This is a genomic window from Mesonia algae, assembly GCF_003253545.1.
Lineage (GTDB): Bacteria > Bacteroidota > Bacteroidia > Flavobacteriales > Flavobacteriaceae > Mesonia > Mesonia algae.
The window spans coordinates 226187-239367 of record NZ_QKYV01000001.1 but is presented as its reverse complement, the minus strand read 5'-3'; the positions used below and the strand labels follow the sequence as shown (position 1 = coordinate 239367).

General features: G+C 34.3%; 12 protein-coding genes and 1 tRNA gene. 6 read left to right on the top strand and 7 right to left on the bottom strand.

Annotated elements, in window-relative coordinates; translation table 11 throughout:
- Positions 1–123 precede the first annotated feature (123 nt).
- The 7 genes from LX95_RS01070 to LX95_RS01040 all read right to left on the bottom strand — a co-directional run bounded on the left by LX95_RS01070 (position 124) and on the right by LX95_RS01040 (position 7623).
- Positions 124–918 (bottom strand): tryptophan-rich sensory protein, encoded by a 795-nt coding sequence (locus LX95_RS01070; RefSeq protein ID WP_111539571.1) that lies wholly within the window; start codon positions 916–918, stop codon positions 124–126.
- A 151-nt stretch (positions 919–1069) separates the two neighbouring features.
- A complete protein-coding gene (pdeM, locus tag LX95_RS01065; protein ID WP_111539570.1) occupies positions 1070–1699 on the bottom strand; it encodes a ligase-associated DNA damage response endonuclease PdeM in 630 nt (209 codons plus the stop codon).
- A gap of 3 nt (positions 1700–1702) precedes the next feature.
- Positions 1703–2158: a protease complex subunit PrcB family protein gene (locus tag LX95_RS01060; RefSeq protein WP_111539569.1), complete on the bottom strand. Its 456-nt coding sequence runs from the start codon at positions 2156–2158 to the stop codon at positions 1703–1705.
- Between the two features lie 168 nt (positions 2159–2326).
- Complete coding sequence (locus tag LX95_RS01055) at positions 2327–4813, bottom strand: ligase-associated DNA damage response DEXH box helicase (RefSeq protein WP_111539568.1); 2487 nt, start codon at positions 4811–4813, stop codon at positions 2327–2329.
- Between the two features lies 1 nt (position 4814).
- Positions 4815–6410 carry an ATP-dependent DNA ligase gene (locus LX95_RS01050; protein WP_111539567.1) on the bottom strand — a complete coding sequence of 532 codons (1596 nt, stop codon included), beginning with the start codon at positions 6408–6410 and terminating at the stop codon, positions 4815–4817.
- The gene (locus tag LX95_RS01045) at positions 6407–7429 is read right to left on the bottom strand and encodes a ligase-associated DNA damage response exonuclease (protein ID WP_111539566.1); all 1023 of its coding nucleotides are present in this window, start codon (positions 7427–7429) and stop codon (positions 6407–6409) included. The genes LX95_RS01050 and LX95_RS01045 overlap by 4 nt, the downstream gene beginning before the upstream one ends.
- A gap of 121 nt (positions 7430–7550) precedes the next feature.
- Positions 7551–7623: transfer RNA gene (locus tag LX95_RS01040), tRNA-Phe, on the bottom strand.
- A gap of 97 nt (positions 7624–7720) precedes the next feature.
- Between LX95_RS01040 and LX95_RS01035 the strand changes: the two genes are divergently transcribed.
- From LX95_RS01035 to LX95_RS01010, 6 genes are read left to right on the top strand one after another with little or no spacing between them, the layout of a single operon-like run.
- Positions 7721–8461 carry a type III pantothenate kinase gene (locus LX95_RS01035; protein WP_111539565.1) on the top strand — a complete coding sequence of 247 codons (741 nt, stop codon included), beginning with the start codon at positions 7721–7723 and terminating at the stop codon, positions 8459–8461.
- A complete protein-coding gene (locus LX95_RS01030; protein WP_111539564.1) occupies positions 8458–9699 on the top strand; it encodes a hypothetical protein in 1242 nt (413 codons plus the stop codon). Before LX95_RS01035 ends, LX95_RS01030 begins: the two co-directional genes overlap by 4 nt.
- Before the next feature lie 28 nt (positions 9700–9727).
- Entirely contained in the window at positions 9728–11101 is a 1374-nt protein-coding gene (locus tag LX95_RS01025) for a tetratricopeptide repeat protein (protein ID WP_111539563.1), read from the top strand.
- 5 nt (positions 11102–11106) lie between these two features.
- On the top strand, positions 11107–11670 hold the full coding sequence (gene lptC, locus LX95_RS01020; protein WP_111539562.1) for an LPS export ABC transporter periplasmic protein LptC: 564 nt from the start codon (positions 11107–11109) through the stop codon (positions 11668–11670).
- Positions 11671–11674: 4 nt separating this feature from the next.
- Entirely contained in the window at positions 11675–11866 is a 192-nt protein-coding gene (locus LX95_RS01015) for a hypothetical protein (protein ID WP_317046995.1), read from the top strand.
- Positions 11867–13156: a hemolysin family protein gene (locus LX95_RS01010; RefSeq protein WP_111539560.1), complete on the top strand. Its 1290-nt coding sequence runs from the start codon at positions 11867–11869 to the stop codon at positions 13154–13156. It begins immediately after the preceding gene.
- Positions 13157–13181: the final 25 nt, after the last annotated feature.

The following is a 13181-nucleotide window of genomic DNA, read 5'->3' as shown; positions in this document are numbered from 1 at the left end:
GCTATAAGTTGGAGAAAAAAGTGAAAAAGCTTTTTTAATATTGAATATAAAACAAATCATCCTAGGTCTCACCTAGGATGATTTGTTTATATGCTAATCTAAGCTTTATGATAACAAATAAGACTATTTTTTATTTATGAGGCGATACATTGGGTTCTGCTTTCGGTTAACAAAACCATGATAAGCAATATTCAGACCGATTAAAATTGCTCCGCCCAAAGCTATATATGCAATTAAATTTTCTTCGGAATTATGACGCATATAGATAGCAAATAATGCCCAAATACCCACGGCAGCAAACTCTCTCATATTTCTTGTGTAAATAATGATGATGTTTAAAAACGTGGCTACAATAATCATAATAATAGTCCATTGTATTTCAGTAAAAATTGCTCCATCCCATCCTATTTTTGCTAAATAAGCAGAAATATTGGCGATGGTGGCTACCGCAACCCAACCAGCGTAGAAGCAAATAGGCCACCAGCTAAAAGCTATAATTTTTAGCGGAGCATCCCATCGTTCCATATTTGTATTAAGAATAATTTTAATAAGGGAAAACAGAATTAGCAACATAAAAAAGATGGATAATCCTGTATATTCATATAGCCAAACAATTACCCAAGCCGCGTTGGCAAGGTTGGCTATCACAAACCAGAGACTTGTTTGCTGAAGAAATTTTAGATCATTTTTAGGTCCGAATGTCTGATAGATTTGATAACCCGAAAAAGCTAGTAACCCTAAATAAATAACTCCCCAAATGGCAAACGCATAACCTGCAGGAGTAAATAAATTATAATATTCATCACTCAAACTCCCCATTGTATTTCCGTTAAGTTGTATGGCTTGCGTATAGTAGCTTACAAAAAGGGTAATTAAAACAGAAATGAAATTAAGTATAGCTAGTAATTTTGGTTTCATAATTGAATGTCTTTATTCGTCATTTTAAACTTGATCTAAGATCTCTTTCTCATTCTTCTAGATATTAACAAAAAACAATTTGAGGGTGACGAAGTTTCACTCGAATTTACTAAAGAGCTGATTAAACCCACGTTAGTAGTAAGTTAAAGTTTTAAGCAACCTGAATTACATTAGTGTTTGTACAAACGTACACTTTTTCATTTTCATTAGGTTTCATTACATATACTCCTGTAAATTCCCCAAAAGCAGGTAGTATGAGTTGGTTTTGACTTTGGAAGAAACACTTTAATTTTAAATGTTGTTTTCCCATTCCAGATAATCGATAACCAGGATGTATATGTCCGCAAATATTAAAAGCGCCTTCTTTTTTTTCTGGGTGGTGCGTTAACCGAAATCTTCCCATATGAAGTTCTGGTACTACTTCAACTCCAATTTTTTCAAAACGAAGCGGAGAAATAATATCATGGTTTCCTGTAATTAATATGATTTCAGCTGACTGGAATTTTACCCAACTTTCAAATAAATTCCATTCCATATTTAAAGCGCTATGAAAAAGATCTCCCAGAAAAATAATTTTTTGCGGCTGAAATTCTTTTACCGCTTCATCTAATCTATCGAAATTTTTTTGAATAGCACTTTGAGGAACTGCACTTCCGTATTTTCTAAAATGAGAGATTTTTCCTAGATGAACATCGGCAATGAGTAATGCTTTTTGATCCTCCCAATAAGCAACGCCGTGACACGTAAAATGAAAGTGATTATGTAAGATATTTATATTCAAGGATTATTTGATTTCTTCAAAAATAATTTCTCGATTTGTTTTAATAATGCTAGCTAAATAATAAGGTTGCGTCATTACGCTTGTAGCCATACCCTCTGGATGTGATTTTCTGTATTTAAAAATGATTTTATCTGGAGTTTGTTCACTTTCTACAATCTCAATAGAATGTCCGCCGGTGGTTTGTTGTTTATCAAAAAGAACAATCAATATTCTTTCTTTAAAATCTATTGAAAGGTTAGGCAAATCATTAGAAGAATTACCTGTAGAAATTATCTTCTTTTTGAGATTTATCCAATCTTCTTGAGAAGTAATTACCATTTGTTGTTCATCAATCTGTTCTTGTCCATTACCATAAAGGTTGCCTTGTGAAATTTTTTTCAGAGAAATTTCTATTGGTTTTTGGGCAGAATTACAGCTAAATAAAATAAGTGTAAGACTTATACAGAGAAGTTTTTTCATTGTTATGAATTAAGATTCTAAGGTAATATTTTGAACTTTGAATAAATACTGATTTAACACACTTTTTGCGTTAAGGATAGAAGAGAAATCCCGCAGTAAGTAGAAGCGATAGCGTCAACTTACGAGGAATTGAAACGTATAGCCTGACCCTTTAGGGTAACGCCCAAATTATTTTTCTAATTGTTTTAGCATACGCTGAATACGATCTTCTAATTTTTCTGAAGAAAGCTTTTCTCGTAATCTATCGGTAATAATAGGAAAAGAGAATGGTGTGGGTTTATCGCAGTTTTTCCAAATAATATTTTGATGATTTATTCTTTCTAGAGCTAACCTCAACCTTCCTTCTTCTAATTGATGTTCAAAAGTTTCTGTAAACGCTTGCTGAAATAAAAGATTGTGAGGTTCGTAGTCTCTAAAAACATCAAATAGTAATTGAGAACTCGATTGTAAATGTTTGCTTTTAACTAATTTATTGGGGTAGCCGGTAAATACCAAACCTGCAATAACGGCAATATCACGAAATTTTCGGCGAGCCATTTCGGTAGCATTCAAGCTTTTGTAAAGATCATCCATCAAAAAATCAGCCGAAAATAAATTGTTATCTAGCACTTGTTGCATATCGATTTCTTGGTCTGATAATAGCTCAAAACCATAATCATTAAACGCAATACTAAAAGAAATAGGAGACAATAAACTTATGCGATATGCCAACAGACTGCCCAAAGCTTCGTGTACAAATCTACCTTCAAAGGGATAAAATACTGCGTGATAACCTTCTCTGGTTTTAAAGGTTTCTATTAGAAATTGATGTTGTTTAGGAATGATGGATTCTTTAAGTTGTCTTTTTAGAATAGGCTCTAAGGCTTTTAACTCCTTCGATTTCTTAGCATTTGTTTGATGAACACTTTCTGCCGCATCATATAATTCTTCTCGAAGCAGTTCACTCATTTGAGCAGAAAAGGTCATCCTGCCGCCCATCCAACTGGGTACCTTTGCTGTTTTTTGTTTAGATTTTCTTACTTGTACTTGCATTCCCTTGATACGGACCAGTTCTAAATTTCTTCCTGCAAAAGTAAATACATCACCAGGTTTTAATTTTGAAACAAAAAACTCTTCAATCGTACCTATATATCCTCCTTTGATGTACTTTACACTTAATACCGCGTCACTTACAATAGTTCCTATTTGCAAACGGTGGCGCATTGCTATTCCTCTATGGTTCACTTTAAATTTGCCATCTTCTTCTATTTCTACTTTTTTATATTCATCATAAGTTTTTAAACTTTCTCCTCCAGTGGTAATAAAACTTAAACACCATTTCCATTGTTTTTGAGTGAGTGCTTGAAAACAAAACGTAGATTTAATTTCAGGATAAATTTCTTGCGGATAAAACCCCTCAGATACTGCTAAGGTGGTGAGGTATTGTACCAATACATCAAAACTTTGTAAATATGGAACCCTATCTTCTACTACGGTATTTTTTGCTGCTTTTTGAAGAGCGGCAGCTTCAATTAATTCCATAGCGTGCGTGGGCAGAAAATGAATTACACTTACTTTTCCTGGTTGGTGACCACTTCTTCCTGCTCGTTGTAAGAACCGAGCCACACCTTTTGGTCCGCCAATTTGAATAATAGTTTCTACAGGAGCAAAATCTACTCCTAAATCTAAACTCGATGTACAAACTACTGCTTTTAAGTTCTCATTTCTAATGGCTTGCTCTACCCATAGTCGAGTTTCTTTGTTAATACTCCCGTGATGCATCGCAACTTCGCCTGCAAACTCTGGATACTTTTCCATTAACTTCTGAAACCACAATTCACATTGAGATCGAGTATTGGTAAAAATTAAAGTGGTTTTAGATTTTTTAATGATTGGCACGACTTCATCTAAGAGGTGTAAACCTAAATGACCTCGCCAAGGGAATTTTTCCATCTTTTCAGGAATGATAGATTCCACTTGAATTTTTTTCTTCAGCTTCGCTTTTACTAAAACAGAATTCTCATTTGATTTACCCGCAGGTCCTAATAAAACATCTTTCGCTTGATTTAAATTACCTATCGTAGCAGAAATACCCCAAATTTTTAGATTTTTAGATACAGTTTTTAATCGGGATAGTGCAAGCTCCATTTGAACACCTCGCTTGGTACCTAAAAGTTCGTGCCACTCGTCAATAACGACCGCGTTTAAATTGTGAAAAAGATGATCATATTTTTTTGAAGAAAGCAATAGCTGTAAACTTTCTGGGGTGGTGATTAGCAAGTCTGGCATATTTCTCTTTTGTGCCGCTCGTTCTTTTTGTGAAGTATCTCCCGTTCTAATCCCTACAGTAATCGTTGGATCGATATCTTGACAAAACCGAGTTGCTGCTTGAGAAATTTCTACAGAAAGTGCTCTAAGAGGAGTAATCCATAAAGCTCTTAAACCTTTTTTTTTCTGTTTAGCTTTTTGCTTTTCTTTTAATATTTCTAGAGCAATTGGTACCCAAAGGGCGTAAGTTTTTCCGCTTCCTGTAGGCGCGTTTAACAATCCGTTTTTTCCAGACAAAAAAGCTTTCCAAGTTTGTTTTTGAAAAGTAAAAGGTTTCCATTCTTGTTCTAAAAACCAATCTTCGGCAACTGTTAGAAGTTGTTTCTTAGTACTCAGCTTATTTTCCATATTATTTAGGAATTAAAGCTTTTAAATCTTCTAACGTATTAGCGTCTTCTATCTTTTTATCTTGTCGCCAACGCAAAATTCTAGGGAAACGCGTGGCTACTCCGCTTTTATGACGTTTTGATTCGGCAATACCTTCAAAGGCAATTTCAAATACGTGATGTGGTGTCACGCTTCTCACAGGACCATAGCGTTCTAAAGTATTTCTCTTGATCCAAGCATCTACTTTACGGAATTCTGCATCGGTTAAACCGGAATAGGCTTTAGCAAAGGTGACCAGTTCTTCTTTACTTTCATCCCACAGCCCAAAAGTATAATCTGTAAATAAATTACTACGTCTTCCGTGGCCACGCATGGCGTAAGTTAGAACAGCATCTATGGTTAACGGATCTACTTTCCATTTCCACCAATCGCCTTTTTTTCTGCCTACCAAATAGGGAGAATCCCAACGCTTCAACATTAACCCTTCAGATTTTACTTCCCTAGAGCGTTCTCTTTCTTTTGTGGCTTCTTCCCAATTTTCAAATGAAATAGTTTTAGACAAATGCAACGGTATTTTTTCCGAAGCTACTTCAGCATAAAGCTTTTCTAAGATATTTCGGCGTTCGCGGTATGGTTTTTCTCGTATATCTTCTCCCTTCCATTCTAAAACATCATAAGCTTTTAGAATAACAGGTGTTTTTTCTAGTAATTTTTTAGTGATATTTTTTCGACCTATTCTGGTTTGCAAATCTTTAAACGTACCTATTTCATTTTCTGGGAAAGGCAAAATTTCTCCGTCGATAACCGTTCCATCAGGAATTATATCAATAAACTTTTCAAATTCGGGGTATTTATCGGTTACCAATTCTTCCCCACGACTCCACACAAAAAGCTCGCTATTTCTAATAATGACCTGAGATCTAATACCGTCCCATTTATGTTCTGCCGCCCATTCTTTGACACTACCTAAACTTTCTGGCTTATCTTCAATAGCATAAGCGAGATAAAAAGGATAAGGTTTAGAAAGAAAATCTTCTGGCTTTTCTTCGAGTATTAAATCGTTAAACGTTGTGGTTGCAGGATCCCAATTACCCATAAGTTTGTAAGCGAGAATATCCTCATCTATATCGGTAGCTTTTGATAAAGCTCTAGTCATTAATTTTTGACTCACGCCTATTCTAAAACTACCTGTAATTAACTTGGTAAATACAAAACGCTCATAATAATTTAAGCTGAACCAATTCTCTTTCAAATATTCTTTCTTTTCTTCTTCCGAACGCGGCTTTAATTCTATAATTTCTTGTAAAAACTGATATAAACTTTTTTCTGAAATTTCTTCTGAAGGCGGAATAACCAATGCAATCGTTTCGGCTAAATCTCCTACAATATGGTAGGATTCTTCAAAAAGCCAAAGCGGAATTTTTGAAAATTCTGATGCCCAATTTCTCATTAATGTTGTATTTACCGGTCTTGGCGGACGCCGGTGAGAAAGTATGGCAATAGTCCATACTTTATCTTTATCTGAAGCTGTTTTCAAATAATGAGCAAGCGCTTCCACTTTAAGTGTGGTTTTATTGGTGCTATCTAAGGTTCTTATGAGTTCTGCAAATTGTTTCATCCGTTTTCTTCTTTTTCTTTAGAAACTTCTTCTGCGTTTTCCTCTTCATATTGAGTTTGTTCGGTTTTCGCATCATAACCTTGTTCAGCTAAAAAGCGTGAAAATATATCGGTATAACCGTGTGTACATATTATTTTTTCGGCTCCCGTTGCTTTAATAGAATTAAGCAAACCTTGCCAATCACAATGATCGGAAAGCACAAAACCTTTATCTATTGCTCTACGACGACGAGCACCTCTAAAAGTCATCCAGCCACTGGCAGATGCGGTAACATAAGGAACCATTTTTTTTATCCAAGTTGAACCGTGTGCGCTTGGCGGAGCAATTACTATATTCCCTTTTATCTCTTCTTTTTTGGTATCTCTCGTAATTTTATGTGTTGGTGGTAAGTCTGCGATGCTTCGAATTACCTCTGTCATATTTTCTACTGCACCGTGGGTATAAATTTGACCAATAGAAGTGTCTAAATGTTTTAAAATACGTTGTGCTTTTCCTAAAGAATAACCAAATAAAACGGATGTTTTACCGTCATCTCTATTTTGCTGCCACCACGTATTAATATCGTTAAAAACTTGCTCTTGAGGTACCCATTTAAAAGCAGGGAGTCCAAATGTGCATTCTGTAATAAATGTGTGACATTTTACTACTTCATAAGGTACAGCCAAACCATCATCCTCTGTTTTATAATCTCCAGTAAAAACCCACACTTCCCCTTTGTATTCTACTCTAATTTGCGAAGAACCGATAATATGCCCTGCTGGATGGAGAGAAAATTTTACTCCATTAATCGTAAATGCTTCATTCCATTCTTTACCAGCCACGGTTATATCTCCTAACCGATGTTTGATAATAGCAACGTTACTATAATGGGTAATGTATTGCTGATGTCCCCATCGAGAATGATCTGCGTGACCGTGAGAGATAATGGCTTTTTTGACCGGTTTCCACGGGTCTAAATACACATCTGCAGCTTGGCAATAAATGCCTTTATCGTTAAAAACTAGTAAGGGTATTTTCATAAACTCAATTTACTAAAAAGTAATTTTGAATACTGAAAAAGCCTTAAATCTTAGCGGAATTTTAAGAGGTTTTAACTTGTATAAAACAAAAAACCCCGATCGGAAGATCGAGGTTTTGCGGTGGTGCCTCCAGGAATCGAACCAGGGACACAAGGATTTTCAGTCCTTTGCTCTACCAACTGAGCTAAGGCACCAGTGCTTGTAAGCGGTGGCAAATATATATTCATTTTTCATATCTGCCAAATAATTTAATAAAAAAAGTAAATTTGTATTCATTAAATTTAAATAAAAGTGGGAAATCTTACAATAGATATTGGGAATACTTTAGCGAAAGTAGCTGTTTTTGAGCATGGTGAGGAGATTTATTTTAAAACATGTACACTGGAAAATTTTTCAGAAAAATTAAAAAATATTTTAAAGGAGCACCCTCAAACTAGTAATTTAATAATTTCTTCGGTCTCTAAAGATGTTAAGATCCTTTTGGAAGAGGTGCCTAAACATATCCAAGTGTTTGAATTATCTGCAACAACTCCCGTTCCCTTTCGTAATTTATATAAAACACCTCATAGTTTAGGAATAGATAGAATAGCGCTTGTCGTTGGTGCTGTAAAAGAATTCCTTGACAAGGATGTATTAATTATAGATGCAGGAACTTGTATTACATATGATATAGTGACAAAAAAGAAAGAATATTTAGGAGGGATTATTTCGCCAGGTATAAATATGCGCTTACAGGCAATGCATAATTTTACCTCAAAATTACCGTTAGTCTCTATAAATGAAAAAATCAATGTTAATATTACAGGAACTACGACACAAGAAAATTTAGAAATTGGAGCCGTGATGGGAACTGTTATGGAAATAGACGGTTTTATAGATCGGTATAAACTTCAATATCAAGATTTAACAGTTATTTTAACAGGAGGTGATAGTCAACTGTTGTCTAAGAAAGTAAAAAATAGCATATTTGCGCCCTACAATTTTCTGTTGAAGGGATTAAACCATATTTTGGAATTTAATACAACTAAATGATTAAGAAAACAATTTTTTTTACATTACTGTTATTTTCAGTATTAGTAAATGCACAAGAGAATACTTCATCTCCATATTCTTTTTTTGGAGTAGGACTCAATAAATTTAATGGTACAGCAGAAAATAGAGCTATGGGGGGCATAAGTATTGCTTCAGATAGTATTCATATTAACCTTCAAAACCCAGCGGGTTATGGTAAATTGGGTTTGACAACTTATGCATTGGGAGGTTCTCACTCTACAGTTAACTTAGAAAGTTCAAATTCATCAGATAAAGCTTCATCTACAACCTTTGATTATTTAGCAATGGCATTTCCTGCCGGTAAACTAGGATTTGGTCTGGGGGTCATTCCTTATACATCTGTAGGTTATGAGTTAGAAGATATTACAGGTGAAAGCTCAAGTAGATTTACTGGTAGTGGAGGTCTTAATAAACTTTTTCTAGCAGCCGGTTATGAAGTTACTAAAGAGTTACGTGTGGGAGTTGAAGGGAGTTATAATTTTGGTAATATCAAAAATAAGAATCTTCTTTTTCAAGATGGCCTTCAATTTGGTACTAGAGAAACCAATAGATCTGACCTTAGCGGATTTAAAGTTAATTTTGGTGCGCAATACGAAAAGCTTTTAGAGTCGGGATTGCAAGTTACAGGTTCTGCTAGTTTCTCTCCAGCAACTAAAATAGATTCTGAAAATGAGAGGCAATTGGCGACATTGCTTTTAAATTCAGATAATGATGAGATTATTGCTGATTTGAGAGATTTAGAAGTTGAAGACAGTGAGTTAACTCTTCCATCAGAATTGAAAGTGGGTGGAGGAATAGGGCAGCCTAGAAAATGGTTTGCAGGAATAGAATATGGTAAAAAATCTTCAAGCGATTTTACTAATAGATCTTTTGAGTTAAATAATGTGGTTTATAAAGATGCAAACAGCTACAAATTGGGAGGGTATTATATTCCGAATTATAATGATATTACAAGTTATTTTAAAAGAATTGTTTACAGAGCTGGAGTTAGATATGAAGAAACCGGTTTAAACATAAACAATGAAGATGTAAATGAGTTTGGCATATCTTTTGGAGTAGGTCTACCAGCAGGAAACTTTTTAACCAATGTAAATTTGGGAGTAGAGTACGGGCAAAGAGGTACGACATCTAACAATTTAGTACAAGAGCAATTTGTAAACGTATTTTTAAGCCTTTCCTTAAATGACAAATGGTTTGTCAGAAGAAGATTCGATTAAATAAACAAAACAATAACTATATTCAACTATGAAAACTAAATTCTTAATCTTATTATCAGGAATTTTTTTAAGTGCAGGAGTAACAAGTGCACAGGAGGTAGATTGTAATACCGAACTATCATTGTTCTCTCAAAGTGCAAAAATAAAAGATTATAAGGCAGCAAAGCCACATTACGACAAGTTAATTAAGAACTGCCAAGATGGAAATCTTGCATTGTATCAATATGGGGAGCGTATGCTTAAGCATTTTGCTAAAAATGCGCCAGAGGGTGAGAAGAAAGCTTCCGCGGAAGCGTTGATCGAAAACTATAAGTTAAGACTTAAAAACCATCCAGGTAAAACTGAGGTTGGTGCAACTTATGCCAACATTGGTGAAGCTATGTACGATAATAATATGGGTACTAAGGAAGAGCAGTTGGCGATGTTCGATAAAGCTTGGAAAGAAGATAAAGAGTCTTTCAAAGATCCTAGAGCTTTGTATGTTTACTTTAATATCATGGTAGAGTTACAAGATACTGGAAAGAAAGAGTTACAAGATGTATTTAATCTTTATGATGAATTAATTAAAAAGATTGAAGAGCAGGAAGTATCTCGTGCAAAACAAGCAGAACCTTTATTGAAAAAGCAGGAAGAGGGAGAGAAGTTAAATTCTAGCGATGCTAGAACGCTTAAAAATTCTGAAATCTATTTATCTAACTTTAGTAAAATTAAAGCGGGTATTAATGGATTGTTAGGTGAAAGAGCAGATTGTGATAACTTAATCCCATTATACAACAAAGATTTTGATGCTAAGAAAACTAATGTAGAATGGTTGCAAAGAGCTGCTAAAAGGCTTTCAGCTAAAGATTGTACAGATGACCCTATTTTCTTTAAATTAGTTGAAGCATTGCATACAGCAGAACCTTCTGCAAAATCGGCTCTTTATTTAGGTCAGTTAGCTGCCAAAGATGGTAAATCTGCGAAAGCATTAGAATACTATAACCAAAGTGCTGAGTTGGAAGATAATAACTTAGATAAAGCTAGAGTTTATATGAAAATTGCTGGTAACTATAAAGCTAAAGGTAGTTTTTCTACAGCGAGAAACTATTACAAGAAAGCGTTAAATTTCCAGCCTTCTTTAGGAGTAGCTTACTTACAAATTGCAAGCATGTATGCTTCTAGTGTAAATACTTGTGGTGATTCAGCTTTTAATAAAAGAGCAGTATATTGGTTGGCGGCAGATTATGCAGATAGAGCAGGTAGAGTAGATCCTTCTATTCAGTCTACAGCAAGTCAAACTGCAAGTAGCTATAGGGGAAGAGCTCCACAAAAATCTGATATATTCCAAGAAGGTGTTGAGGAAGGTTCAACGATTAAAATTGGATGTTGGATTGGAGAAAATGTAAGAGTACCATCTATATAATTAAGATGTTGCAAACATATCGAAATCATATTTTAAGCATTGTCGTGATACTTTTCGCGACAATGCTTTTTTCTTGTCAAGACCGGCTTAATGAAGTAAGAAAGTGGGATTTAGATGAGGGGAAGCCTCAAACTGCAGGTAAGGGAATTAATCTCTTTTATACCGATAGCGGAAAGGTTAAAGCTAATTTGAGAACGCCGTTAATGAAAGACTTTACGCATTTAGATTTTTCTTACAGAGAGTTTCCTGATGGATTAGAATTAGATTTCTTCGATGAAGAGGATAAAAAAAATACCATTATAGCCGACTATGGAATTATGTATGAGCAAACAGATTTGGTAGATTTGCAAGGCAACGTAGTAATTACCACTGCAGATAGTACTGTGCTTAAAGCAAAACAGTTATATTGGGATCAACAACGAGGTTGGGTGTTTTCAGATATTAACTATAATGTAAAGTTAAACAACGGAGCTTTAAATGAAGGTGAAGGCTTTGATGCTAATGAAAAATTTGATAAATTCATATCTAGATCCAATAAAGGAGTACAAATAGTAGAAGAGACAGAATAATATGATGAGATTTTTTAAATATTTTGAGTATGCGTATTTGGTAATTGCCGCGTTTTTTGCATTTGAATCTTATAGAATTTGGAGTGTAGATAGAGATAGAGCCTATGTGTTTATTTTCTTTGTAGCCTTAGCTATTTTTATGTATTTCTTTAAAAGGAAATTCAGGAAAAAAATAGAACAACGTAATCAACCATAAATGGAAGTAGATATACTTATAATTGTTCTTTCCTTAATCCTTTCGGCGTTTTTCTCTGGTATGGAAATCGCTTATGTTTCGGCCAATAAAATTCATATTGAAATAGAAAAAAAACAAGGTAGTTTTCTTTCTAATGTATTGGCGAGGCTTACCAAAAAACCTTCAAAATTTATAGCAACCATGTTGGTGGGCAATAATATTGCTTTAGTTGTGTATGGTTTTTTTATGGGAGATCTATTGGTAGAATTGTTAACAGCGCAAGTCCCGTTAGAAAACGCCTTTCTTAATTATTGGTTTACCGATGGATTAATAATAAGTCAAACTATTATTTCGACATTGGTGATTTTATTTACGGCAGAATTTCTTCCAAAAGTATTTTTTCAGATTTACGCCAACAACCTACTTAAGTTTTTTGCCTTCCCAGCATACCTATTTTACTTGCTTTTTACATTTGTTTCTTCATTTATAATCTGGATTTCCGATTTGGTTCTCAAATTTTTATTTAAAACCGATGGGGATGAAGTCCAGCTTGCCTTCAGTAAAGTAGAACTAGGAAATTATATTAATGAACAAATGGATTCGGTTGAAGAAGACGATGATATCGATTCAGAAATACAGATTTTTAAAAATGCATTAGAATTTTCTGAAGTAAAATCACGTGAAGTGATGATACCACGTACCGAAATTATAGCGGTAGATGTTTCAGAATCCCCAAAAAATTTAATCAACATCTTTACGGAAACAGGACTTAGTAAAATCTTAGTCTATAAAGAAACTAATGATGATATCGTAGGGTATATCCATTCTTTTGATTTATTCAAGAAACCAAAAGACATTAAGACCATTATGATGCCGGTTCTATATGTGCCAGAAACTATGTTGGTTAAAGACGTGCTTAATATTCTTATCAAAAAAAGAAAAAGCATAGCGGTAGTGATAGATGAATATGGTGGGACGAGTGGAATTATGACTGTTGAAGATATTGTGGAAGAGCTTTTTGGTGAAATTGAAGATGAACACGATCCTGTAGTATTAATAGAAGAAGATTTAGGCAACGGTACGTATAGGTTTTCAGCAAGAATGGAAGTAGACTATATTAATGAAACTTATAAGTTAAATCTTCCTGAAGGAGAAAACTATGAAACTTTAGGGGGTTTTATCGTGCATCATACTGAAGAAATTCCTGAGAAAAACGGTCAGGTAACCATCGATGGTTTTAAGATTTTAATCTTAGAAGTTTCTAACACAAAAATAGAATTAGTACAAATTCAACCGATTGAAGAAGACTAATTTTAATATTCTTTAACTTTTTAAG